At 71.4% G+C, this 23,757-nt stretch carries 19 protein-coding genes; 10 read left to right on the plus strand and 9 right to left on the minus strand.

Annotation, left to right across the window (positions count from 1 at the left end):
- Nucleotides 1–4: 4 nt before the first annotated feature.
- The 3 genes from ACZ466_RS11055 to ACZ466_RS11065 are packed head-to-tail and all read right to left on the minus strand — an operon-like array spanning nt 5 to nt 2,812.
- Nucleotides 5–652: a response regulator gene (locus ACZ466_RS11055; RefSeq protein ID WP_378287154.1), complete on the minus strand. Its 648-nt coding sequence runs from the start codon at nt 650–652 to the stop codon at nt 5–7.
- Complete coding sequence (locus ACZ466_RS11060) at nt 637–1,746, minus strand: hypothetical protein (protein ID WP_378287153.1); 1,110 nt, start codon at nt 1,744–1,746, stop codon at nt 637–639. The genes ACZ466_RS11055 and ACZ466_RS11060 overlap by 16 nt, the downstream gene beginning before the upstream one ends.
- A complete protein-coding gene (locus ACZ466_RS11065) occupies nt 1,739–2,812 on the minus strand; it encodes a sensor histidine kinase (RefSeq protein WP_378287152.1) in 1,074 nt (357 codons plus the stop codon). The genes ACZ466_RS11060 and ACZ466_RS11065 overlap by 8 nt, the downstream gene beginning before the upstream one ends.
- Before the next feature lie 803 nt (nt 2,813–3,615).
- On the opposite strand from ACZ466_RS11065, the gene ACZ466_RS11070 reads away from it, so the two are divergent.
- Complete coding sequence (locus tag ACZ466_RS11070; RefSeq protein WP_378287151.1) at nt 3,616–4,557, plus strand: ParB/RepB/Spo0J family partition protein; 942 nt, start codon at nt 3,616–3,618, stop codon at nt 4,555–4,557.
- A 132-nt stretch (nt 4,558–4,689) separates the two neighbouring features.
- Here the strand turns inward: ACZ466_RS11070 and ACZ466_RS11075 are convergent, their stop codons facing one another.
- A complete protein-coding gene (locus tag ACZ466_RS11075) occupies nt 4,690–5,265 on the minus strand; it encodes a hypothetical protein (RefSeq protein WP_378287150.1) in 576 nt (191 codons plus the stop codon).
- Between the two features lie 392 nt (nt 5,266–5,657).
- Here ACZ466_RS11075 and ACZ466_RS11080 point away from each other — a divergent pair, with 392 nt between their 5' ends.
- The 6 genes from ACZ466_RS11080 (at nt 5,658) to ACZ466_RS11105 (ending at nt 11,785) form a co-directional block, all read left to right on the plus strand.
- Nucleotides 5,658–6,929 carry a Glu/Leu/Phe/Val dehydrogenase dimerization domain-containing protein gene (locus tag ACZ466_RS11080; protein WP_378287149.1) on the plus strand — a complete coding sequence of 424 codons (1,272 nt, stop codon included), beginning with the start codon at nt 5,658–5,660 and terminating at the stop codon, nt 6,927–6,929.
- A gap of 411 nt (nt 6,930–7,340) precedes the next feature.
- A complete protein-coding gene (locus tag ACZ466_RS11085) occupies nt 7,341–8,348 on the plus strand; it encodes a hypothetical protein (protein WP_378287148.1) in 1,008 nt (335 codons plus the stop codon).
- Nucleotides 8,349–8,440: 92 nt separating this feature from the next.
- Entirely contained in the window at nt 8,441–8,587 is a 147-nt protein-coding gene (locus ACZ466_RS11090) for a hypothetical protein (RefSeq protein WP_378287147.1), read from the plus strand.
- 77 nt (nt 8,588–8,664) lie between these two features.
- Nucleotides 8,665–9,981, plus strand: coding sequence for an amidohydrolase family protein (locus ACZ466_RS11095; RefSeq protein WP_378287146.1), 1,317 nt, complete (start codon nt 8,665–8,667; stop codon nt 9,979–9,981).
- The gene (locus ACZ466_RS11100; protein WP_378287145.1) at nt 9,978–10,970 is read left to right on the plus strand and encodes an ATP-binding cassette domain-containing protein; all 993 of its coding nucleotides are present in this window, start codon (nt 9,978–9,980) and stop codon (nt 10,968–10,970) included. Before ACZ466_RS11095 ends, ACZ466_RS11100 begins: the two co-directional genes overlap by 4 nt.
- Nucleotides 10,967–11,785, plus strand: coding sequence for an ABC transporter permease (locus ACZ466_RS11105; protein ID WP_378287144.1), 819 nt, complete (start codon nt 10,967–10,969; stop codon nt 11,783–11,785). Before ACZ466_RS11100 ends, ACZ466_RS11105 begins: the two co-directional genes overlap by 4 nt.
- Nucleotides 11,786–11,859: 74 nt before the next feature.
- Here the strand turns inward: ACZ466_RS11105 and ACZ466_RS11110 are convergent, their stop codons facing one another.
- On the minus strand, nt 11,860–12,513 hold the full coding sequence (locus ACZ466_RS11110) for a response regulator (protein ID WP_378287143.1): 654 nt from the start codon (nt 12,511–12,513) through the stop codon (nt 11,860–11,862).
- Nucleotides 12,510–13,535 (minus strand): sensor histidine kinase, encoded by a 1,026-nt coding sequence (locus ACZ466_RS11115; protein WP_464043378.1) that lies wholly within the window; start codon nt 13,533–13,535, stop codon nt 12,510–12,512. The genes ACZ466_RS11110 and ACZ466_RS11115 overlap by 4 nt, the downstream gene beginning before the upstream one ends.
- A 1,014-nt stretch (nt 13,536–14,549) precedes the next feature.
- On the opposite strand from ACZ466_RS11115, the gene ACZ466_RS11120 reads away from it, so the two are divergent.
- Nucleotides 14,550–16,448, plus strand: coding sequence for an AfsR/SARP family transcriptional regulator (locus tag ACZ466_RS11120; protein WP_378287140.1), 1,899 nt, complete (start codon nt 14,550–14,552; stop codon nt 16,446–16,448).
- A 24-nt stretch (nt 16,449–16,472) separates the two neighbouring features.
- Here the strand turns inward: ACZ466_RS11120 and ACZ466_RS11125 are convergent, their stop codons facing one another.
- From ACZ466_RS11125 to ccrA, 3 genes are all read right to left on the minus strand, one after another.
- Entirely contained in the window at nt 16,473–18,242 is a 1,770-nt protein-coding gene (locus ACZ466_RS11125; RefSeq protein WP_378287139.1) for an AMP-binding protein, read from the minus strand.
- A gap of 392 nt (nt 18,243–18,634) precedes the next feature.
- Nucleotides 18,635–19,447 (minus strand): response regulator, encoded by an 813-nt coding sequence (locus tag ACZ466_RS11130; protein ID WP_464043381.1) that lies wholly within the window; start codon nt 19,445–19,447, stop codon nt 18,635–18,637.
- 129 nt (nt 19,448–19,576) lie between these two features.
- Nucleotides 19,577–20,923, minus strand: coding sequence for a crotonyl-CoA carboxylase/reductase (ccrA, locus tag ACZ466_RS11135; protein ID WP_378287137.1), 1,347 nt, complete (start codon nt 20,921–20,923; stop codon nt 19,577–19,579).
- A gap of 254 nt (nt 20,924–21,177) precedes the next feature.
- Here ccrA and ACZ466_RS11140 point away from each other — a divergent pair, with 254 nt between their 5' ends.
- Nucleotides 21,178–22,929 (plus strand): fatty acyl-AMP ligase, encoded by a 1,752-nt coding sequence (locus tag ACZ466_RS11140; RefSeq protein ID WP_378287136.1) that lies wholly within the window; start codon nt 21,178–21,180, stop codon nt 22,927–22,929.
- On the plus strand, nt 22,926–23,744 hold the full coding sequence (fabG, locus tag ACZ466_RS11145; protein ID WP_378287135.1) for a 3-oxoacyl-ACP reductase FabG: 819 nt from the start codon (nt 22,926–22,928) through the stop codon (nt 23,742–23,744). Before ACZ466_RS11140 ends, fabG begins: the two co-directional genes overlap by 4 nt.
- The last annotated feature ends 13 nt before the right edge of the window (nt 23,745–23,757 follow it).

Raw genomic sequence — 23,757 nt, forward strand, 5'->3', positions numbered from 1 at the left:
GCTCTCAGCTGTCCACGATGCCGTCGCGCAGGGCCTCGCGGTAAAGGTCGATCCTGGTCGACGCCTCCCGGCCCGCCTTGGCGTACTTGTCCCGAGCGCGTTCGAGGTACTGCTTGACGGTGTGCTCGCTGATCCCCATCTGGCGCGCGACCCCGGCATGGGTGAGACCGCCCAGCCACAGCCGCATACTGCGCAGCTCCTGTTCGGAGAACCTGGGGCGATGCCGGCCGGTGGCGGCGAGCATCGCGCCCGCCTGCGACGGGGTGGTGTAGGTCTCGCCGGCCGCCACCGCCAGGATGGCCTCGATGAGGTGGCGCCGCCCCTCGTTGCTCTCCTTGGTGATGTAGGCGCGGGCCCCGGCCGTCACGGCGCGGTGGACGACGTGGTGCTCGGTGTGCTGGGAGAACACGACGATGCGGCGGCCCTGCCGGGCCAGCTCGGCGATCCGGTCGAAGACCAGCTCGCCGTTGATGCGGAGGTCGATGACCAGCACGTCGGCCGTCGCCGCGGGTCCGCCCAGCAGGTCGTCGGGATCCGTGCCGACGTGCACGATCTCGACCCGGCGGCCGGGGTCCTCGGCGATCCAGGTCCGGACGCCGGACAGCACGACGTCCTGGTCGTCGATGACGGCGACGGTCACGGCGCGTCCCATCGGGCCTCCACCCAGAGCATGTCCCTGTCGCGGTCGGTGGTGACGGTGATCCCCCGCGCCGCGGCGGTCTCGGGGACCGCGACGTCACCGTCGATGAGCACGGAGACGCTGACGTGCCCGGTCTCGGCGGACACCACGGTGACGCGGGCGTGCCCGCGGGCACCGGTCAGCACGGCCAGGGGGACCTCGGCCAGCGCCGCGGCGGCCTCTTCGCCGATCGGTGGCGCCTCGCCCACCTGGGCGAAATCGATGACGGCGCCGCGGCGCATGGCCTCGTCGATGCCCGTCCTCAGCAGACGCAGCAGCGGGTCGGGGACGTCGTCCTGCTCGGCCAGCAACTGCCGCAGCATGGCCTCGGCCGTGGCGCACCGGTGCCGGACGTCCGGGTCGTCGGTGTCCACGGTGCCGTCGGCCAGGCCGCGCAGGACATCGGCGATCAGCCTTCGCGCCTCCCGGTAGCGCTCCTGCCGGGCCGCCGCGACCTCGGCGATGACGGTCTCACGCGTCGCCATCTCCCAGCGCTCGGCCGCGGCCGCCGCCGCCATGCCGCCACTGAACCGGAACACCCTGGCGCCGGCCATAAGGGCCAGCTGGATGCTGGCCGAGGCGTAGAGCAGAGTGACGACCCCGGCGAAGGCGTGCCGGTCCATGCCGCCCTCCGCCGTCAACGTCACGACGACGATCCCCGCGTTCGCCGCCAGCAGGCCGACCACTTCGCGCACGGGCCGATGCAGCAGGAGCAGGACGCCGATCAGGCCGACCGAGGTCCACGCCCAGTTGGTCTGCAGCTGCAGCGGTGCGGGGCAGTTGGCGGCCATCGCCGCGCCGGTGGCGAGGTTCACCGCGACCAGGGTCCAGGTCGTCGCGGCGGCCGCCCTCCTGCGCAGCAGCGACCCCGCGCCGCACGCGATGATCAGGAGCTGGGCGCCCCACACCGCCACCGCCAGGCCCGGGGACCGGTACAGGTCGTGGTAGTCGAGGAGGGCCGCGCCGACGGCGACGACCTGCCACAGGGCGACCGCGATGACCGTGGCCACGTCGAACGCCCGGTGGAAACGCACGGCGAACGGGTCGGCCGACGAGGTCTCAGCCACAGGTCCACCGCAGCGTGACCACGGTTCCCTTGCGCGGGCGCGACTGGACGGTGGCGGTTCCGCCGGCCATGGCCATGCGTTCCACGATCGAGTGCCTGATGCCGTGCCGCGCGGCCGGGACGCGGGCCGGGTCGAACCCGCGGCCGTGGTCGACGACGTGCAGCCTGACGCTGTCACCGGACCGCTCCAGGCGCACCGATGCCCGGCGCGTCCCGGCGTGGGCCGCGACGTTGCGCAGCGCCTCGCGGGTCGCGTCGACGATCGCGCGGGCGACCGGCTCGGGAACCTCGAGGGCGGGCCGGTCGGATCCGCGCCACCCGGCGACCGCGAGATCGACCGACATCGCCGGGCGCATCCGGGCGACCAGCAGTTCCAGCCGCTCCACCACGTCGATCAGCGGCCCGTCGGCGAGGGGCGGGGGCGAGGCGTAGGTCTCCAGGATCTCCAGCGCCTGCCGGGCGACCTCGCGCAGGCCGGGCGAACCGGCGCGCACGGCCCCGGACGCGACCATCGTCAACGTGGCCAGCACCGAGTCGTGCATCTGCACCCGGTACTGCCGCTCGTCGGCCCTGCGGGCCGCCTCCGCCATGGCCCGATGCCGCTCGCGGTCCCGCTCCGCGACGATGGCGTCGGCGCGCCGCCCGCCGCGGCGCAGCAGCCACATCATCGCGCTGACCACCGCGGCCTGGACGAACAGGATGCGGATCTGGCTGGTCTCCGCCGGGACGCCGATCATGTAGGCGGCGATGACCAGGGCGGCGAGCGGCAGCCCCGCGACCGGGCGCAGGGCGAGTTGCGAGACGTAGATGGCGGTGCTGGCCAGCATGATGGCCCAGGTGGTCTCGTCGACCACCGTCGAGACCGAGACGAGCCGCGGCTGCAGCAGCATGACCGACGTCACCAGGGCGGCGTCGCAGACGATCAGCGGCGGCCCGATGCCGCGGCGGACGGCGACCGCGGTGAAGAACGCCGCCCAGGCCACCATCACGCCGAGCGCCGCGGCCTGCCATCCGCGGGAGACTCCGGTGGCGTCGTCCAGAAGGGCGGCGAGGCACGCCGCCGCCACTCCGCCGCAGCGCAGCGCGATCGCGAACCGGAGAACGGTGCGCGCCAGAGCGTAGTCGGAGGGGCCCAGCGCAGGCCGCGGTCCGTCCGTTGGGACTCGCCGGAGGCCTGGTACAGGCATTCATCACATCCGGAAGATCTTTCGCGCATGTGCGGATGACCGGTCGGAGCCGTACCGGAGCATGCCTGACCGGTTCCGGATGACCGACGCGTCTTCCAGAAACGGAGACCGTTGTCAAGACCCCCGTTCGGCTGACATCCGAATGGAGGTCATGACAGCCCGATATGACCTTGCAAAAATTAGACCGGCGCACTGCTTCCGATCAAGGTCGCACATCCGGGCGGAGCCCGTTCCGGTCAGGTCAAACAAAGAGTGGAAACTTTGCAATCCGTGGCTATATATGATAATGCCCTGACGGTGGTCGGCAGTTCGACGGTTCAGTGCAGGTCGGCGCCACGGGCCGACCGCACGAGGACGATTCATCGAACGCGAGGGGCCGCGGAAGCCGCCGGTTCCTCGACGCTTGCCGATGTCCCGAGACCTCCCCGCCGAGCCGGACGGCCAGAACCGCTCCCGACCCGAAGCCCCTGCTCCCGATTCGCCCTGATCCGCCGCTGAAGTGCGATCACGCGTCAGGCGCCGGCCGCCTTCACGCGCGATCGTCCTCGGAGGATGGGGCCGGCATGACGATGGCCCGCTGGCCTTAAGCGGTCACGACGAAGCGGGACCGGCACAGGGCATGCCCGCCGCGGCGATGGTGCGTTTGACGCCTTCATCCGGTACGGACCGACGTCGAGGACGAAATGACCACAGAAGCCGTTTCCCTCACACAACCTCTGACCGAGCTCATCCCCATCGACACACTGAGGCCCGGGGACTCCCCGCGGCTCGAGGGACTGGACGAAGAACACGTCAGGACGCTCGCCCAGATCGAGGGGCCGCTGCCGCCGATCCTGGTGCACCGGCCGACGATGACGGTGATCGACGGGCTGCATCGGCTGGAGGCGTGCCGGCTGCGCGGCGACCGGCGCATCGAAGCGCGGTTCCTTGACGGGAGGCCGGAGGCCGTGTTCGTGGCCGCGGTGAAGGCCAACATCGCGCACGGCATGCCCCTCACGCTGATCGAGCGCAAGGCCGCGGCCGAGCGCATCCTGCGAACGCACGCGCACTGGGCGGACCGTTTGATAGCGGCCTCCACCGGGCTCTCGACCGCCACGGTGGGCGCTCTGCGCGAGCGCGTGCCGGAACGGCAGCCGGCCACGCGGATCGGCCGGGACGGCAAGGCGCGACCGCTCGACCCGGCCGAAAGGCGTCGCCACGCCGGCGAGGTGATCCGGGCCCGCCCAGGTGCCTCGCTGCGGGAGATCGCCCAGGCCGCCGGGATCTCGCCCGCCACCGCGCACGACGTCCGCAAGAGGCTCGAGAAGGGCGAGGATCCGGTGCCCGCCGGGCAGCGCGCGGAGAGGGAGGAGAAGAAGCGGAACGGCGTGGCCGCCCCCCGGACCGTTCCGCTGCAACCCCACATCCTCATCACCAAGCTCCGGCAGGATCCCGCGCTGCGCTTCAGCGACTCGGGCCGGGAACTGCTGCGCTGGCTGGGTTCGCTGGTCGCCGGCGCGGAAAGGTGCACGGAGATCGCCGACCGCGTTCCGCCGCACGCCGCGATGATGGTGGCGGAGGTGGTGCGTTCGTCCGCGGCCTGCCTGAACTCGCTCGCCGCCGAGCTGGAACGACGCTCCGCCTGAACGCGCACCCGGCGTTCTAGTGCTCAGAGCGGTCAGTTGAACACCATCGCGACCGGGCCGGACGAGTCCGCACCCCGGTGCGCGGCCGCACCGACCGGCGTTGGCGTGGTCATCACGCCGCCGAGCGGCGCTTCACCGTGGCGGCCGTTCCCCGGCCTGCTCCTGCGCGGAATCGTCCTCGTCGCCGCCGGTCGTGAGCGACGCCACGATGGGCCAGATCACCCAGACCGACAGCATGACGGTCATGGACCTGATCCACGGCCAGAGGTCGGCGGTGCGGTCGGGGTCGTCGACGAACACGATGATCGCCAGCAGCAGCCCGCAGGTGACGATCCAGGTCAGGCACGCCTTGCCGAAATTGCGCCACTCGTAGCGCACCAGGGCCTGGCCCGACTCGGGCGGGCGGCGCGGAGGCGGGCCGCCGACGAACCGGTGCGCGAACCGCTCGTCCGCCCACCGGACGACGCTCGGGCCGAACACCACGGAGAAGCCGATGTAGACGGCGGCGAGCCCGTGCTCGGGTCCGGCCGTCGCCCCGTCGCGCAGATCGAGGTAGGAGGCGACGAGCAACACGAGGTCGAGGAGCGGAACACCCGCGAGCAGCACCGCGCCGAGCCGCCGCCGGCCGAGCAGATAGCGCACGGCCAGGCCGGCGCCGAGAATGATCCAGAAGCCGATCTCACTGGCCACGATGAAGCTGAAGACCACGTGCTGTGCCCACCTTCCGTGTGTGCGGCGGCGCCCCGGCGTGGGCCGCGCCCTCCGATGTGGCCTGCGACGTGGGAGCGGCGGATGATCAGTGTGTCCGTGCCGCAGAGAATCCTCATGGCGCGTTCCCCGCCCTCGGCTTCGCCGTGGATCGCGCCGCGCGCGATCAGCCTGGGCTTCGACATATTCCTGCCAATCATGCTGATATGCCCATGCTGGGACGTCAAGGACTTCGAGAGGGCCCCACAAGGACCAAGCCCGACGTACATCGAAAGTATGACGCCGCTCCTCGGTAATGATTACGGATCGACCGTCAGGGGGCGCCGAATGACGAGTCGCTTGCTCATTCCGGACCATTGCCGAATGGGGGACGAGCGACGATCATGCCGGGCATGGAACAGCGTCGCGCGCGCCCGCGCCGAACAGCCCGAAGCGGAACCGACGAGGTGAACGCGCCGCACCTGCGGATCACCTGGACCGACGAGGTCACAGGCGTGGTCGGTCACCTGGTCGTGGACCGGCTCCGGCGCGGGGTCGCCAGCGGCGGCGTGCGCATGCGCTCCGGGTGCACCCTGCAAGAGGTCACGGACCTGGCCCGGGTCATGTCGCTGAAGGAGATGGTCGTCTTCCGCCCCGGTGATCGGTACCACCCGTTCGGCGGTGCGAAGGGCGGCATCGACCTGGATCCGCGGCATCCGGAGGCGCGGAACGTTCTCAAGCGGTACTTCGCCGCGATGCGTCCGCTGCTGGAACACCATTGGGCCACCGGTGAGGATCTGGGCGTCCGGCAGGCCACCATCGACGGCCTGATGGCCGAGATCGGCCTGCGCAGCTCGGTCGAGGCCGCGCTCGCGCAGGTGCCCGACGGCGCCGACGCCGGGCTGCGCCGGCTGGCGGGCGCGTTCGCCGTCACCGTCGACGAGATCGGCCTCGGCGATCTGACCGGTGGCTACGGCGTGGCCCGGGCGGTGACGACGGCCTTGCGGCACCTCGGGGAACGCGTGGCGGACACCCGCGTGGTGATCCAGGGGTTCGGTTCCATGGGCGGTGCCACCGCGCGGTACCTGGCGCGCCATGGCCTGCGGGTGGTGGGGATCACCGACGCCGACGGCCTGGTGGTGAATCCGGACGGGCTCGACGTCGAGACCATGCTGCGGGCACGCACCGTGCACGGCGGCATCAACCGCGATCGGCTGTCGCCCGGGGACCGCGAGCTGCCCGGGGACGCGTGGGTCGACGTCGACGCCGACGTGCTGGTGACCGCGGCCGTGTCGTGGGCCGTCCACGAGCGCAACCACGAGCGGGTGCGCGCCCGGTACGTGGCCGAGGCGGCCAACGCCTCGGTCACACCCGGCGCCGAGGCGGCGCTGGCCGGGCGGAACGTCGTGGTGCTGCCCGACTTCGCGGTGAACTCCGCGGCCAACGCCTGGTGGTGGTGGACGCTGTTCGGCGACATCGCGCCCACCGCGGAGTCGGCGTTCGCGAAGATCGACGAGTCGATGGACGACCTCGTGGGCCGGATGATGCGCGCCGCGGCGGCCGGCGGGGTGGCTCCGCGGCAGGCCGCGACGGCCATCGCCGAGGCCAACGGCGAGGCGATGAGCGCCGAGCCGCCCGGCACCGAGCCGTGGCCGCACGGAGCCCGCTTGCCGGGATCCGGCTGATCCGAACCCGCGCATGCCTTGGTCGCCGGGTCCCTGCGGGTGCGGACCAGCACGTCGTCGTGCCCGCCCGCCGGCCGACGGCCGCGTGCGAGCCGCCCCCGGCCGCGGGGCCAGAAAATGGCCTACCCTCGGTCATTCCTTTTCCTGGACGGCCGACGCATCGCAGTACTGAAAACCGGTTACACGGCTCTACTTATTTTGCGGTAATTCATGTACTCATTCCGGCTCAGACAAGGCGCTGACCAGGGAGAACGCGTCGGATCAACCCGTGACGAAAGTCCCTCTCACGCCCCTTCGAGCGGTCCGGAAACTGGCCGAGAAATGTGTCTTGACAGTGCTCGGGGAGGTGCGCATTATTGCCTTGAGCATCCGGGCAAGAATCTCATCGAATTGCGAGACGAGTGGGGTGCAATGAAGGACCATCCTGCGTCCGGCGGCGGGCACGGCGACTCTGCGGCGGTCTCGACCGGGAAACTGCGCGACGTCTTCCCGGACGGAGAAATCCACGCGGTGAGCGACGACGAGGCGCTGCTCCGGGCCGCCTCCCGGTACGGGCTCTCGAGCATCCCGTTGGCCGAGGCCGGCGAGCTCCCCGCCGGGGCCAACGTCGTCCTCTTCCTCCGGCACGTCCTGCTGAGCAAGGAGCTGCGCAAGCGCTTCCGCGAAGCCAAGGTCCTGCTCGTCCCCATCGCCAGCTTCGACACCGGTCTCGACGCGGCCCTCTACACACTGCGGCTCACGCTGCTCACGGATTACGGGGCCGCCTGCGAGCGGTCCCGCCGGTGGATCGACGACCTCAGGAGCCGGCCCGACCCGATCACCTTCGTCTCGACGGGCCCCTGCCCGGCCGGGGAACCCGGAACACACCTGGTCTGCTCACTCTCGGACGACCTCAGCATCGACGCCTGGGCCTCGCCCGCCATCGCCACCGGGCAGTGGGTCGGCGTGGGGAGCTACTGCGAGATCGCCCTCACCGCCCGGCCCAGGCCGGACCGGCCGCGTCCCTTCACCATCGACGGCACGGCCGTGGCCTCGGGTGTCCTGGCCGCCCGCGATCCGCGGTTCGACGAGGCCGGCGACGCCCGGATCCGGGCCGCGCACGACCTCCGGCGTGAACTCAACCGGCGCGCGCCGATCGTGCTGCGGCTCAGGGGCGGTGTGCTCGCCGACGTGCGCGCCGGCGGCGACGACTTCACCGACGCGCTCCGCGAGGTGACCGACCCCGCGTACGGGCTGCACGCCCTCGAGCTGGGGCTCGGCACCAACCAGCACGTCCTGCCGCACGTGGACTGGACGTTCAATTCGCAGCTCAACGAAGGGGCGGGGCCGGTGCACATCGGATTCGGCGATGGGATCACCGGTGCCCATATGGACTTCGTGGTCGCGGCGGCGACCCATCATTTCGGCCCGTCGCTCTGACGGGCCGCCACCGGCGTCCATGAGATGTCTCCTCGAGATGTCCCATGGCGATGTCCCAAGACGTTCCGACAGGGAAAGGGGGTGAACGATCAATGCGCAACCTGAACATTCCGGACCAGTCGTGGACCATGCAGTCCGAGACGGCGGAAGCACAGCAGGCGGAGGTTACCGAGGTGCAGGAGCTGGACGAGTCGGCCGACCTCGAGTACGGGCTCACCTTCGTCTACGCGCGGGTCTGATGTGAGATCCGCCCGGTGGGGGCGGCGGCGGGCATGACCCCGCCGCCCCCGCCGTTCCCTTCGGAAAGGATGCGTTCATGGTCACAGCAGACGACCGCCACATCGTGATCTCGGTGGACTGCCATGGCGGTGCTCCGGTCCTCGGGTACAGGGATTATCTGGAGTCGTCCTATCACGAGGAGTTCGATCGCTGGGCGGCGGCCTATGAGGTTCCCTATGAGGACATGAAGGGTGAGGAGGGCTCCCGCAATTGGGATTCCGATCGCCGGCTGCGGGATCTCGAACAGGACGGAATCGTGGCGGAGGTCCTCTTCCCCAACACCGTTCCGCCGTTCTTCTCCACCGCCTCCCTGGCAAGCGGTCAGGCCGCCGTGCGGAACGCGGAGGAGCTGCGCCGCAGACGGGCGGGGCTGCAGGCACACAACCGCTGGCTGGCGGACTTCTGCGCCATGGCGAAGGGGCGCCGCTCGGGCGTGTTCCAGGTCATGCTGCACGACATCGACGCGGCGATCGAGGACATCCGCGCGGCCGTCGACTCGGGATTGCGCGGCGGGGTGGTGCTTCCGGGCGCGCCGCCGGGATCGGGCCTGCCACCGCTCTATTACCACGACCACTACGGCCCCCTGTGGGAGACCTGCGTCGAGCTGGGCATCCCGATCAACTGCCACAGCGGCGGCTCGGGGCCGAGGACGGGCGACCGCCGGGAGGACGACATGTTCTTCCTCATGGAGATGAAGTGGTGGGACCAGCGGACGCTGCGCCACCTCGTCCTGGGCGGCGTGCTCGAACGGTATCCCGGGCTCAAGGTCGTGTTCACCGAGGTGGGGGTCGGCTGGATCCCGGCCCTGCTCCAGTCCATGGACCGGTTCTTCGACTCGGCGCGCACCCCCTCCGGGCTGGCCGGTGAGGGGGTGACCTATCACGGGTCGCATGTGATCGATCAGCTGTCCCTGCGCCCCAGCGAGTACTGGAAGCGGCAGTGCTACGTGGGGGCGAGCTTCCTGCACCCGAGCGAGACCGCCAAGAGGGAGCTCGTGGGCGTCGACAAGATCATGTGGGGCAGCGACTACCCGCATGTCGAGGCGAGCTTCCCCTACTCGCGGGAGGCCATGCGGTTCGCCTTCGCCGGCGTGCCCGTCGACGAGACGGCGGCCATGCTCGCCGGGAACGCGGCCGGCCTGTACGGGTTCTCCCTGGACGGGCTCCGCTCGGCGGCCGGACGGGTCGGGCCGGGCCGGGGGGAGGTGGCGGCCGGGGTGGATCCGGCGACCCTGCCGCCCGCCGCGGCCAAGTGCCCCGCCTTCGCCGGCGCCATGCCCGGGGCGGCGACGACGCAGATGGGTGACAACCGGAAGGTCGTCGAGCAGTCCCGGAACGCGCCGAAGATCGCATGACCTACGCCATCCAGGTCGACGGCCTGGTGAAACGCTTCGGGGGGACCTTGGCGCTGGCAGGGGTGTCGTTCACGGCGGAGGCAGGAACGGTCCTGGGCGTGCTCGGCCCCAACGGCGCCGGGAAGACCACCGCGACCCGGGTCCTGGCCACGCTCATCGAGCCGACCGAGGGCAGCGCCCGGGTGGACGGCCGCGACGTGGTCCGCGAGGCCCACCAGGTGCGCCGGCTCATCGGGCTGACCGGGCAGTACGCGGCGGTCGACGAGATGCTGACCGGCACCGAGAACCTGGTCATGATCGGCCGGCTGCTGGGCCTGCCGCGCAGGGCGTCCAAGGCCCGCGCGGCCGAGCTGCTGGCGGGGTTCGGGCTCGCCGAGGCCGCCGAGCGCCCCGCCAGGACCTACTCCGGCGGGATGCGCCGCCGCCTCGATCTGGCGGCCGGTCTGGTCGGGCGCCCGCGGTTCCTCTTCCTGGACGAGCCGACCACCGGCCTGGACCCGCGCAGCCGCACCGGACTGTGGGACATCGTGCGCGGCCTGACCGGCGAGGGCGTCACGGTGCTGCTGACCACGCAGTACCTGGAGGAGGCCGACCGGCTGGCCGACGACATCATCGTGATGGACCGCGGCCGGATCATCGCGCACGGCACGTCCGACGACCTCAAGGCCCGGGTGGGCGGGCAGGTGCTGGAGATGCGCGCGCGGCACGAGGCCGAGGCCGGCACCGTGGCCCGGATCGCGGCGGAGCTCGCCGGCGCGGCCCCCGAGGTCCGCGACGGCCTGGTCGCGGTGGGGATCGGCGACCCAGCGATCATGCCGGCCCTGGTCCGCCGCCTCGACGAGGCCGGGGTCGTCCTCACCGAGCTTTCTATGCGCAAGTCGAGCCTGGACGAGGTCTTCTTCGCCCTCACCGGTCACCACGCCGGCCGCGTCGCCGCCGGACCCGGCCGGCCTGCCGGGGCCGCCGACGGGGAAGGGGCCGCGGCGTGAGGGAGCCGGAAGGGCGCGGCGGCGTCCGGACCGGTCTGCCGCGGCGGGTGTCCCCGGCCACCGCGGCGCGCAACATCGCGACGCTGGCCTGGCGCAGTCTGGTGCAGATCAAGCACAACCCGATGGAACTGCTGGATCTCAGCTTCCAGCCGATCATGTTCGTGCTGCTGTTCGCCTACGTGTTCGGACCGGCGATGGCGGGCAGCGTCGAGGCGTACCTGCCGGTGGTGGTCCCGGGGATCATCGCGCAGAACGCGCTGTTCGCCGGGTTGAACACGGGCTTCGGGCTCAACAGCGACATCGCCAAGGGCGTCTTCGACCGGTTCCGCAGCCTGCCGATCAGCCGCATCGCCCCCCTGGCCGGCCGGATCGTCGCCGACACGGCCAGGCAGGCCTGGTCGATGCTGGTCCTCCTGGCGGTGGGCTTCGCCATCGGCTTCCGGATCGAGACCTCGGTCGCGGCACTGCTGCCGGCGTTCGCGCTGCTGCTCGCCTTCGTCCTGCTGTTCTCCTGGACGCCGGTCTACATCGCGTTGAAGGTCGGCGAGCCGGAGAAGGTGCAGATCTTCGGCCTTGTGGTGATCTTTCCGCTGAGCCTCCTCAGCACCGCGTTCATCCCGACGACGCGGGGCGTGCCCGGGCCGGTCGCCTGGGTCATGGACAACAACCCGGTCAGCCATCTCGGCGAGGCCATGCGCGGCCTGCTGGTGGGCGGCCAGGTCATGGACCACGCGGTCATCGCCCTGGCCTGGGGCGTGGGCATCTCCCTGGTGTTCGCCCCGCTGTCCCTGCGCGCCTTCAAGAAGCGCGCATGAAGCTCGCCTGAGGCTCGTGCGCCGGCGCCGCCGAGCCCGTCGCGGATCCTCGCTCGGTGCGGCGCCCGTGGACGTCAGGTCAGGTCGAGCTCCTGCGCCAGGATGGCCGCCTGCACCCTGCTGTTCAGCCCGAGCTTGGCCAGCACACGGCTGACATGCGTCTTGGCGGTGTTCTCGGCGAGCTCCAGTGCGGTGGCGATCTGGCGGTTGGACAGGCCGCGGCCGATGCAGGCCAGCACCTCCTGTTCCCGTGCGGTGAGCGGTTCCAGCACCTTCGCCTGATGCTCCCGCGCCTCCGGCGGCGACAGCCGGGTCGCGTAGTCGGCGATCAGCCGCCGCGTCACGCTCGGCGACAGCGCGCCGTCCCCGTTCGCCACGGATCGCAACGCCGTGATCAGCGAGTCGGCGTCGGTGTCCTTCAGGATGAATCCGGCCGCCCCCGCGCGCAGTGCCCCGAACAGGTACTCCTCGCTGTCGAACGCCGTGGTCAGAAGGATGTTGGTGACGCCCAGCGCGCACATCCGCCGGGTGGTGGCGATCCCGTCCAGCAGGGGCATGCGGATGTCCATGAGCACCACGTCCGGCCGGAGCGTCTGCGCCAGTTTCAGGGCCTGCTCGCCGTTGACGGCCTCGCCGACCACCTCCACGTCCGCGACCGAATTGATGATCATGGTGAGCCCCACCCGGACGGCCGGATGGTCGTCGACGACGAGAACACGCATGGTCATGACAGCCAATCCCCCGACAGGGAAAGTTCCGAAGGGCCCCGGCCGGCCTCGTTCAGCGGCAGCACGGCGTGCACCCGCCACCGGTCCCCGCGCCGCCGCGCGGTGCACCTCCCGCCGACCCGCGCGGCCCGTTCGCCCATGCTGACCAGGCCGAACCCGGAGCCGCCGAGCGCCAGGTCCGGGTTCGCGGCGGCCAGGTCGTTCTCCACTATGATCTCCAGCCGGTTCGGCAGGTAGGCGATGATGATGTCGACGGCGGCCCCGCAGGCGTACCTGAGCACGTTGGTGAGCGATTCCCGGATGATCCGGCAGGCGGCCGTCTCGACCTCCTGGCACAGCTCGGCGGGCGTGCCCACCGTCCGCAGCCGCGCCGGTGACCCCAGGCGCCGCATGCGCTCCATGAGCGACCGTGCCAGGTCGAGTGACGCGGACGCGGGCTCCGGGCCCCGCCCGTCGGTGCGCAGCGCCGCGACCATGCGGCGGATCTCGTCGACCCCCTCCAGGCTGCTCCGGCGGATCTCCACCAGGGCCGTCAGATGCTTCTCGTTGTCGCGCGGGGCGGTGGCCATCGCGGCGGTGGACTGCAGCGCGATGGCGCTCAGGTGGTTGCCGACGATGTCGTGGAGGTCACCCGCCACCCGGGCCCTCTCCCGCATCACCGACCTGCGGCGTTCCGCCCCGGCCCTGCGCTGCGCCCGCTCGGCGCGTTCACGGTGCCTGCGGACCATCAGCGCGGTCGCGGACGGCCACACCAGCACCGGGTAGGTGACGATCGCGGTCAGCAGGGCGTCCCGGACGGACTCCGTGCGCACCAGGACGGCCAGCGCCGCCAGCCCGGACGCGGCGTAGCCTCCGCCGGTCAGCCAAGGCACCGCGCGCGCGGATCCGTACAGGGTCGCGTTGTAGATCAGGTCGCTCAGGATGAGCACGGGGAGGAGCGACGGCCCGGCCGCCATGTCGCCGGCGGCGGCGATCGCCGCCGGCACCAGCCCGAGCAGGGGCCTGGTCCGGCGCAGGAGCAACGACCCGCAGGCCAGGACCAAGGGCGGGACGAGCCACGCCGGGTCGACCGGTCCGGGCCCCAGAAAAAAGGCTTCGGCCCGCCACAGAAGGTAACCCAATGCGAGCGCGGCGACGGCGAGCAACGCGTCCCGCGTCGTGGTCGCCCTGTTCCGCCACCGCTGAGGATCCATGATCGCCGGCAGTCGATCAGTGCGCATAGGAATCATGAGAACCGACGGCCAATCACTTTGCAAGCCGGTCGGGCCATCGACTCTAGTCTCAATTGAGTACACCGCCGTCCACCTACCGGCAATGGCGGCGGTTGTATAGCTGGAGTATAGCCCGCCATCGGAGAATCCGAATGCCGACCGGGATACGGCAGGACGATAATCGACGCATGCCTTTGTTCGGCGTGTTCGGCCATGGTCCGCCGCCATCGGATCCGGCGCCTCGCGCGGCCTTCGGACCGCAGGGCGACCGTCCCGAGACGCCGGGCACGCGGGGAGCTCGGAGGCCGGCCGGTATCTGGTGCCGGTACGGCGATGACCTCCGCTTCGACCCGTCGCCCCAGGTAAGCGAGCCGGTGACCGCGCGCGGAGCGGCGACCCCCACGTGAGTCATTGCCGCCTCACTGCGAGTCATTCTCGGGAGCAGATCGAAATCATTGACGACCCTACGACTACGCCCTTCACGGCCTCGTCGACGCTTTCATCGATTGCGGGCGCGGTGTACTGTACGAACCACGGCGGCCCGCGGGAATGAAGGGGCATATGATGGACGGCCTTTCCGGGGAGTTCACGAAGGCGTGGCGCCGCTGACATGTGACCGATTGCGCACTGACAGTGCCGGTCATCGAGCTGAACGGCCCGGATGGCCGCACGAATCAAAGGGCTTGGCCGTCCTGCGGCCCCGAGAAAATCGATCGCTCCCTCGAGCATTGCCCGGCTCCGCCGGATCTCTTTCACCGTCCCGGTGGCTCATCAGACCACGAGCGTAAAAACGTACCTGCTTCGCCGCACTCGCCAGGGGAGGTCATGGAATTCCGGTTGCTGGGCCCGGTCGAGGCATGGACCGCCACCGGGCGGATCAAGCTGAGCGCCGCCAAGGTACGGACGGTCCTGGCGATGCTGGTGCTGGCCCGCGGGCACGTCGTCTCCGACGACAGGCTCACGGAGATGCTGTGGGGTGACCGGCCGCCGGCCACCTCCGAGGCGCAGATCCAGACCTATGTGTCCCGGCTGCGCCGGCAGCTCGGCCCGGCCGTCGAGATCCGCAGGCAGTCCCCCGGGTACGTCATGGTGACCGACGCCATCCGGGTGGACCTCGCCGAGTTCGAACGGCACGCCTCCCGTGGCCAGGCCGCGTGGTCGGCCGGTCGCGCCGCGGAGGCCGCCGAGGCTCTCCGGGACGCTCTGGCCGTCTGGCGCGGCCCCGCGTTGTCCGGTGTCACCGAGTTCCTCGGCGACGCCTGGCGCCCTCAGCTGGAGGAGTCCAGGCTCGCCACGCTGGACGACCGCATCGAGGCCGACCTGGCCCTCGGCAGGCACGACGAGTTGATAGCCGAGCTCATCGGACTGGTGGCCGCGCATCCGCTGCGGGAGCGGCTGCGCGGCCGGCTCATGCTCGCGCTGTACCGGTGCGGTCGCCTCGCGGATGCGCTCACCGCCTATCAGGAGTACCGCAGGGTCCTCGGCACGGAACTGGGCATCGACCCGGGACCGGAGCTGGAGGCGCTCCATCGGAAGATCCTGGCGTCCGACGATTCCCTGGCGGCTCCGGTGCGCCGCGGGGAACACCGCCCTGCCGTCGCCGAGGCCCGGGCCGAGCTTCGCGCCGAGGTCCGCGCCGAGGTCCGGCCCGCCCATCTGCCGCCGGACATCGCCGACTTCACCGGGCGGCGGCAGGAGCTCACCCGCATCGAGACGCTGCTGGCTTCAGGCACCCGGGAGGAGCCCAGGCCCCGCGTCGTCATCACCGGCACCGCCGGAGTGGGGAAGACGGCGACGGCCGTGCAGGCCGCGTATCGCGCACTCGGGGACTATCCCGAAGGGCAGTTCTTCGTGAACCTGCGGGGATCTCGGCCACGCCCGGCGGATCCCGCCGACGTGCTGGGCATGATGCTGCAGTGGCTGGGGGTCGGCGCCCGCGAGGCGCCCGACGGGCTCGACGCCCGCGTCCGCCTCTTCCGCAGCACGGCCCATGGCCGCAGGCTCCTCGTGGTGTTCGACGACGTCGCCGACGAGCGGCAGCTCAGGCCGCTGCTGCCGGCCGGGCCCGGAAGCACCGCCATCGTGACCACGCGGCCGCGGCTGACCGCGATCGACGGGGTCAGGCTGGTCGATCTGCCCATGTTCACCGATGCCGAGGCACTGGGGCTGCTGGGGAAGATCGTCGGTACGGCGCGGGTGGCGGCCGAGTCCGAGGCCGCGGGGCGGATCGTGGCCTTCTGCGACCGGTTGCCTCTCGCGGTGCGCATCGCCGGCGCCCGGCTGGCGGCCAAGCCGCACTGGTCCCTGGGCTCGTTCGCCGACTCGCTCGCCGACGGCCGGAGCCGCCTGGACGAACTGGCCCTCGCCGACCTGGAGGTCCGGGGCCGCATCGAGGAGAGCTACCACCTCCTCACCGAACCGGCCCGCCGGGCGTTCCGGCTCCTGGCGCTGCTGGACCTGCCCCGCTTCGGAATCTGGACCGTGGCGCTCGTGCTGGACGTGACGATCACGCGGGCGCGGAAACTCGCGGAGCAGCTCGTCGACGCGCGGCTGCTCGATGTGGTGAGCGAGGGCCGGTCGCCGAACCACGCCCGGTACGCCTTCCACGCCCTGATCCGCGCCGTGGCCCTCGACCTCGCGGTTCGGGACGAGACCACGGAGGAACGCTGGGCCTCGCTGAACCGGCTCTTCGGCCCCGCCGACCTGACGTTGGAGACCGGCTGAGAGCGCGAGCCCCCCCCAAGGGCGCTACCGGCGCAGGTCCAGCAGGCGGCCGGTGGAGACCTGGTACCGGGCGGGGGCATCGGCACGGCCCGGCTCCTCGAGCACCGGCCCCAGCGCGTCGGCCGCGAACAGGTGGCACATCAGCTCGTGGCTCAGCCCGCCCTCGGAAAGGCCGCAGAGCGTGCCGCAGGGCACGATGACCACATCGGCGACCGGCAGCCCGAGGTAGCCCACCAGCCGTGCCCGCACGGCGCTCGTCAACCGGGTCGCGTCCTCCGGATCGGCGGCGTCGCCGTCCAGCTCCAGGACCACCGCGATCTCCCCGTCCGGCAGCGGGATCGTGAACACTTTGTGGATCCGCCGGGCCGGCGGGCCGCCCAGCCGGCGGACCTGCTGCTCGATCGCCTCCGGATGGATCACGCGACCGCCGATGACGAGGCGCTCGTCCAGCTTCCCGACGATGTAGAGCTCGCCGGCGTGGACGGCGCCGAGATCACCGGTCCGCAAGAAGCCGCGCTCGCCCCTGGCCGTGGTCGCCTGGAAGACCGGCCTCCTCCCCGGGTCCGAGCTCCAGTAGCCCCCGGCCACGCCGGCGCCGCGAATCCACACCTCGCCGAGGACCCCCGCCGGCTGCGCCCTCCGGGAGGCGGGGTCGACGATCCGGACGGCGTCCTCGTCCACGGTCCCGTGCGCGACCAGCTCCAGCCCGCCCGCCTCGCCGCCGACCTCGACCACGCGCCCGCGCTGCAGGCTCTCCACGCAGACGGGCAGCACCCGCGGCCGCCTGCCGGCGGGACCGCCGGTCACGAGCATGGTGGCCTCGGCCAGGCTGTACCCGGCCACGAACGCCTCCGGACGAAACCCGGCCGCCGCGAAGCGTTCGGAAAACTCACCGATGGTCTTCGCGCGCACCGGCCGTCCGATGTCGACCGCCTGCCGCCAGCGGGACAGGTCGAGCCGGGCCAGTTCCTCGTCGTCCACCTGGCCGGTGCACAGCTCGTAGCCGGCGTCGGGCGCGATGGCGACGTCGGCGCCGTAACGGTCGATGACCTCCAGCCAGGTGTACGGCCGCCGGGCGAACCCGGTGGACTCCGGGTGCACCGTGGTGGCCCCGAGGAAGAGCGCCTCAAGGAAGGCGATCAAGCCGGCGGCGTGATGGAGCGGGAACCAGTTGCACAACCGGGTGCCAGGCGCCCAGCCCAGGAGGCGCGCCGCCGTCGCCGCGTTGTCGGCCAGGTTCAAGTGCGAGACCGCCACGCCTCGGTGATCGCCGCCTGCCATGGACGTGTACTGCAGCAACGCGGTGTCCCGTGCGGTGCGCCGGGGCGGCCTCCACTGCGCTGAGGTCAGGTCCGCCGTGCCGTCGCTCGACAGGCAGCCGATCCGGCCGAGCCCGTCCTGGTCGGCCCACGCGTGAACGATCGGAAGGTGCGCCGGATCGGTGAGCGCCACACGAGGACCGGCGTCCAGCGCGATCCCGGTCGCCCGCGCCAGGTGGTGCCCCGAACCGTCCGGCATGGGGCAGGCGATCGGCACCGCGCCCGCGTACAGGCAGCCGACGAAGCTCTTGGCGAATTCGATCCCCGGCCGGTGCAGGACCAGGACGCGGTCACCCGGGTCGATCCGGCTTTGCAGGTACGCGGCCACCGCGCGGGCGGCGCGGTCGAGTTCCGCGTACGAGAGGGCTTCGGCCGGACGGGGGTCGTCCGGTCCGGAGACGAACACCGCCGCCTGCCGCTCGGGGGTCAGGACCGCGTGGCCGATGACGCGATCCACCACTGTTCCGCCAGCCAAGATCATTACCATGTCCTCACTGGGCACCCTCGCCCCGCGTGGTGCGCCGGACACAGATCTCCATTCCCGTCCGGCGTCCGTTCTTGACCGCCCGGCTCCATTGTCGGTGATCTGGCTTACCGTTCGCTTACAGCTTCTCGGTAGTTCCGCGGGTTATACGCGGGCGCAGTCGGAAGAGCACGCGAGGAGATATGGAGAATCACGTCGACGCGCTGGATTCCGCGGTAATGGGGCCGACGCGGATGAAATCCAACGGGCGGAGTCCCCCGGGAACACGGGAAGGCGTGAACGCGCGAACGCGGACAGCGCGGTCGTGAACCTGACCGCACTGCCCGGTGAGCCTTAACCGAACCGGCGAACGCCTCGGGTGACGCGTGCCGCGCCCGCCACGGTCACCACCCGGCCGCGCGGGGAAAGCTCTCGGTCCGGGTGACGGCGCGGCCGGGACGGCCGTCACCGTCGCGGCCGGCCCCGGGGCCCCGGCGCGGGAGAATGACACCGTGCTCGATCGCGTAGATGGCCGCCTGCACCCGCGAGTCCAGATTCAGTTTGGCGAGCACCCGGTTGACGTGGATTTTGACCGTCCCCTCGCCGATCTTCAAGAGGCCCGCTATCGCGCGGTTACTGTGCCCCTGCGCGAGCAGGGTGAGCACATCGCGTTCCCGTGCGGTGAGACTGCGGAGCTCGGGAGACGGCGGCAGCGGCGAAAGGACGGCCAGCCGTTCGATGACGCGCCGCGTCACCAGCGGGTCGAGCAACCCGTGCCCGCGGTGGGTCCTTCTGATCGCCTCGATGAGGACCGCGGGGTCGCCGTCCTTCAGCAGGAAGCCGGACACACCCGCCTGCAGGGCGTCGAACAGGTGCTCGTCATTGGTGTCCGTGCTCAGCGCGATCACCGTGTGCGGCGTGTCCGGTGCGGCCAGAATCCGCCGTATGGCGGTCATCCCGCCCATCCGCGGCATGCGCAGGTCCATCAGGACGACATCGGGCCCGAGTCGTGCGGCCGCTTCGACGGCCTGGCCACCGTCGGCGGCCTCGCCGACGACCTCGATGTCCTCCGGGACCATGAGAAAACGCCTCAGCGTTCGCCGGACGGCCGGTTCGCCATCGGCGATGAGCACTCTGATCGCGGGGCCGGGCCTTCCGGCGCCCGCCTGTCGATGACCGTGCGATGAGTTCTGTCGTGGCAGTTCGCGGGCATGCATCCGCTGGTTCCCCTCCACGGATACCGATTGCTTCCACCTTCACTATTCGCCGGCCCTCTATATCCGCCCTATATAGGCGCGACCGGACCGGGAGGTGAACAGGATCGGACGTGGCTTCGGCCGGGGTCGTCAGCCGACCGGCACGGGAGTGTCGAGAAGGGGGTTCAGCCTGCCGGGACCGATGCGTTCGCGCAGCCGGTCATCGGTGACGCCCAGGCCGGTCGTGGGGGCCATGCAGAGCACGCCCACCTTGCCGATATGCCCGTTGTTCTGGACGAGGCGGGCGGCCTCCGCGGCCTTGGTGAGCGGGTAGACCCGCGACAGTGTCGGCACCAGGTGGCCGCGCTCGAACAGCCTCAGGCATTCCCACTGTTCCCGCGCGTTCGCCCCGTGGCTGCCGATGACCCTCTTGAGGTTCATCCACAGGTAGCGGTTGTCGAACCGGTGCTGGTACCCGGTGCTGGACCCGCAGGTGACCACCGTGCCGCCGCGTGCGGCCAGGAAGACCGACAGACCGAACGTCGCCTGGCCGACGTAGTCGAAGACGATGTCCGGATCGCAGCCGGTCTCGGCACGGATGGCCCTGCCGAGGCTCTTGCCGAGCCGGATGCTCTGGTCCGGGCCCGGCTCGCCGCCGTCGTCGAGGCCGAACTCGCTGCGGTCGAGGATCACGTCGCAGCCCAGCGTCCGCAGGTGCTCGGCCTTGCGGGCCGAGCCGACCACACCGATGGCGACCCCTCCCCCGTTGCGCACCATCTGGACCGCGTACGCGCCGAGCCCGCCGGTGGCTCCCCAGATCAGGACGGTGTCGCCCTGCTTCATGGCCGCGCCCTGCCGGCTGACCAGCATCCGGTACGCGGTGCCCGCGCACAGCGAGACGCACGCGGACTCCTCCCACGTCAGATGGGCGGGCTTGGGGATGAGCTGGCTCGCGCGCACGACGCTGTAGCACGCCAGCCCGCCGAAGTTGGTCTCGAAGCCCCAGGCCCGCTGCTCGGCGCCGAGCATGCCGTCGCCGTGCGTGGCGGCCTCCTGGTCGTCGACGTAGGCCGGGCTGATCACCACCCGGTCGCCCACCCGCCAGCGCCTGACCCCCGTCCCGACCCGCACGATGATCCCCGCCCCGTCCGATCCCACGACGTGGTAGGGCCGGTCATGGCGGATCGCATGGCCTCCGGTCCGCGCGAAGCGCTCGAGGAACGCGAAGGTGGGCACCGGCTCGAAAATGGCCGACCACACGGTGTTGTAGTTGATCGAGCTGGCCATCACCGCGACCAGCACCTCATCCGGCGCGAGCTCGGGCATGGGCACCGGGCCGACGCGCAGCGACGCGCGCACGTCCTTGTCCGTGACGCCGGTGAACATGTCGACGTCCTCGGCGCGCAGATGCAGGGCCGAATACTCGTCCGGCACGGGAGTCCGTGCCAGCACTTCCGCCGGGGCGTCGTCCAGCAGGGCCTCGGTCATCGGATCCATGGCATTCCCTTGCGAATCGTGGTCATCCTTCTGCGCCGGACACGGTGATTCCGTGCCATATTCCGGAGAGGTGGCGGCCGTGTCCAGATTCGCCATGGCAAGTCGCCGTGTCAACCCTTTTCAGGCTGTTCAGGGGGAGGCATCCGGACTCTATAACAATGGATATATAGACAAGGATAGATGGCATATACCTGATCGCGCTGGAAGGATCGTGCGCATGGCTTGAGCGACCTGCGGATTCGAGGGAGTTGGGAATGGCGATTTCGCTGGCGGCCGCCGACGTCCACACGAACGAGTCCATGAGGGACGTGCTGCGGCGGCACGCACGGCACAGATCGGCGGCGCCGGCCCTCACCTTCGTCGACTTCGGCTCCGACCGCCGGGGGGTGCCGGTCACGCTGACCTTCGGCGACCTGGATCTGCGGGCGCGGGCGGTCGCCGCCGAACTGCAGTCGCTGACCGCGCCCGGTGACCGGGTCGCGCTTCTGCTGCCCCAGGGCCTTTCCTACGCCGTCGCGTTCTTCGGGTGCCTCTACGCCGGCGTCCTGGCGGTGCCGCTCTTCGCTCCGGAGGGACGCGGCGGCGACCGCCTTCGCTCGGTGCTCGCCGACTGCGGCCCGCGGCACGTCCTGAGCACGGTGGCGGGCAGAGGGGCGGTCGACGCGTTCCTGGAGGAATGCCCGGACCACTCCGTCCGGCAGGTGATCCCCGTGGACGAGATCCCGGCCGGGATCGCCGGGGAGTGGCGTCCGGTCGACGTGGATCTCGACGAGGTCGCCTACCTGCAGTACACCTCCGGCTCCACCAGCCGCCCGGCCGGCGTGCGCGTCACGCACCGGAACATGGTCGCGTCGTGCTGGCAGATGCGCACGCAGGGCGCGTTCTCCGAGGACGGCGTTCTGATCTCCTGGCTGCCGTACTTCCACGACATGGGGCTCGTCCTGGGGCTGCTGATGCCGACCGGCGCGGGCGCCCACTCCGTGCACTTCACCGCCTCGGCGTTCATCCAGGATCCGCGCCGCTGGCTCGAACTGATCACCCGGTACCGGGGGACGTACACGGCCGCGCCGGACTTCGCCCTCGAACTGTGCGTGCGCCGGGTGACCGGGGGCCGCAAGATCGGGCTCGACCTGAGCACGGTGACCGACCTCGTCAACGCCAGCGAGCACGTGCGCCCCACCAGCGTGGCGGAGTTCACCGCGGCCTTCGCCGACCGCGGGTACTCCGAGCGCGCCAACTCGGCGGGATACGGCCTCGCCGAGGCGACCCTGGCGGTCACCTCCACGCCGCTGGCCGCCAAGGGGCTCGTCCACCACTTCGACCGGGCGGCGCTCGGCCGCGGGCACGCGCGCACCGCCGACCCGGCCGCCGCCGGCTCCTGGCCGCTGGCCAGCTGCGGCACCACGCTCCCCGAGGTCGATCTGCGGATCGTCGATCCGGAGGACCGCCGGCCGCTGCCCCCCGGCCGGGTGGGGGAGATCTGGGTGCGAGGTCCCAACGTCGCCGACGGATACTGGACCCGGTCCGAACGCGACACCGAGGTCTTCGGCGCGCGCCTGGCGGACGGGTCCGCGCCCTGGCTCCGCACCGGAGACCTCGGCTTCCTGAGCGGCGGGGAGCTGTTCATCACCGGCCGCCTCAAGGACCTGATCATCGTGGACGGCCGGAACCACTACCCGGACGACATCGAGGCCACCCTCGCGGAATCGCCGGCCGCCGGCGCCGTCGTCAGGACGGCGGCCTTCTCCGTCGACCCGGGCGACGGTGAGAGCGTGGTGGTCGTCGCGGAGGTGCGTCCGGCCAGGGCGCGGGCCGCGGCGCTGACCGCCGAGCGGATCGCGATGGCGATCAAGGAGTGCGTGGCCGCGGAGCACGGCCTGGCGACCGGCACGGTCGTCCTCACCCGGCCCGGGGCGATACCGCGGACCAGCAGCGGCAAGGTGCGGCGGAGCGCCTGCCGCGACCTGTTCCTGTCCGGCCGGCTGCCGACCCCGGACTGGTCATGACCGCGCCCACCGGCCCGGGGCCGGTTCCCCCGCTCCCGACCGCGCCGGAGACCGCGCCGGAGACCGCGCCGGCGCCGGGACCGCGCGAGCAGGGCCCGCGACCGGCCGCGGCGTCCCGTTCCTGCCTGATCACCGGCGGCAACCGCGGCATCGGGCTGGCCATCGCCGGCGAGCTGGCCCGCCAGGGTGACGCGGTCGCCGTCACCTACCGGACCGGGGAACCGCCGGCCGGGTTCCTGGGGGTCCGCTGCGACGTGACCGACGGGGCGCAGGTCGACGCGGCCTTCACGACCGTGGAGGAGCGGCACGGCGACGTGGAGGTGCTCGTCGCCAACGCCGGCATCGCCCGCGACAACCTGCTCGCGGTGATGACCGACGAGGAGTTCGTCTCGGTCATCGACACCAACCTGATCGGCGTCTACCGCGTGGTGCGCCGCGCCATGCGCGGGATCCTGCGCAGGCGGCGCGGGCGCATCATCCTGATCTCCTCCTCGCTGGGCCTGCTCGGCGCGGCGGGCGAGACCAACTACGCCGCCTCCAAGGCGGGCCTGATCGGGTTCGCGAGGTCGCTGGTGCGCGAGGTCGCCGCGCGGGACATCACCGTCAACGTCGTCGCCCCCGGCTACGTCCTGACCGACATGACCGCCGACCTGCCCGACCGCGTCCTCGCCACGTACATCGAGCAGACGCCGCTCGGACGGGCCGCGACGCCCGCCGAGATCGCCACCGTGGTGCGCTTCCTGGCCAGCGACGAGGCCGCCTACCTCACCGGGGCCGTGATCCCGGTGGACGGCGGCGCCTCCATGGGCCACTGACGACCCCGAAGGA

Source organism: Actinomadura rugatobispora (assembly GCF_055379765.1).

Coding starts and splice junctions, on each gene's coding strand:
- ACZ466_RS11055 (WP_378287154.1), bottom strand. CDS start 652: ATGGGACGCGCCGTGACCGTCGCCGTCATCGACGACCAGGACGTCGTG.
- ACZ466_RS11070 (WP_378287151.1), top strand. CDS start 3,616: ATGACCACAGAAGCCGTTTCCCTCACACAACCTCTGACCGAGCTCATC.
- ACZ466_RS11080 (WP_378287149.1), top strand. CDS start 5,658: ATGGAACAGCGTCGCGCGCGCCCGCGCCGAACAGCCCGAAGCGGAACC.
- ACZ466_RS11085 (WP_378287148.1), top strand. CDS start 7,341: ATGAAGGACCATCCTGCGTCCGGCGGCGGGCACGGCGACTCTGCGGCG.
- ACZ466_RS11090 (WP_378287147.1), top strand. CDS start 8,441: ATGCGCAACCTGAACATTCCGGACCAGTCGTGGACCATGCAGTCCGAG.
- ACZ466_RS11095 (WP_378287146.1), top strand. CDS start 8,665: ATGGTCACAGCAGACGACCGCCACATCGTGATCTCGGTGGACTGCCAT.
- ACZ466_RS11100 (WP_378287145.1), top strand. CDS start 9,978: ATGACCTACGCCATCCAGGTCGACGGCCTGGTGAAACGCTTCGGGGGG.
- ACZ466_RS11110 (WP_378287143.1), bottom strand. CDS start 12,513: ATGACCATGCGTGTTCTCGTCGTCGACGACCATCCGGCCGTCCGGGTG.
- ACZ466_RS11120 (WP_378287140.1), top strand. CDS start 14,550: ATGGAATTCCGGTTGCTGGGCCCGGTCGAGGCATGGACCGCCACCGGG.
- ACZ466_RS11130 (WP_464043381.1), bottom strand. CDS start 19,447: ATGCATGCCCGCGAACTGCCACGACAGAACTCATCGCACGGTCATCGA.
- ccrA (WP_378287137.1), bottom strand. CDS start 20,923: ATGGATCCGATGACCGAGGCCCTGCTGGACGACGCCCCGGCGGAAGTG.
- ACZ466_RS11140 (WP_378287136.1), top strand. CDS start 21,178: ATGGCGATTTCGCTGGCGGCCGCCGACGTCCACACGAACGAGTCCATG.
- fabG (WP_378287135.1), top strand. CDS start 22,926: ATGACCGCGCCCACCGGCCCGGGGCCGGTTCCCCCGCTCCCGACCGCG.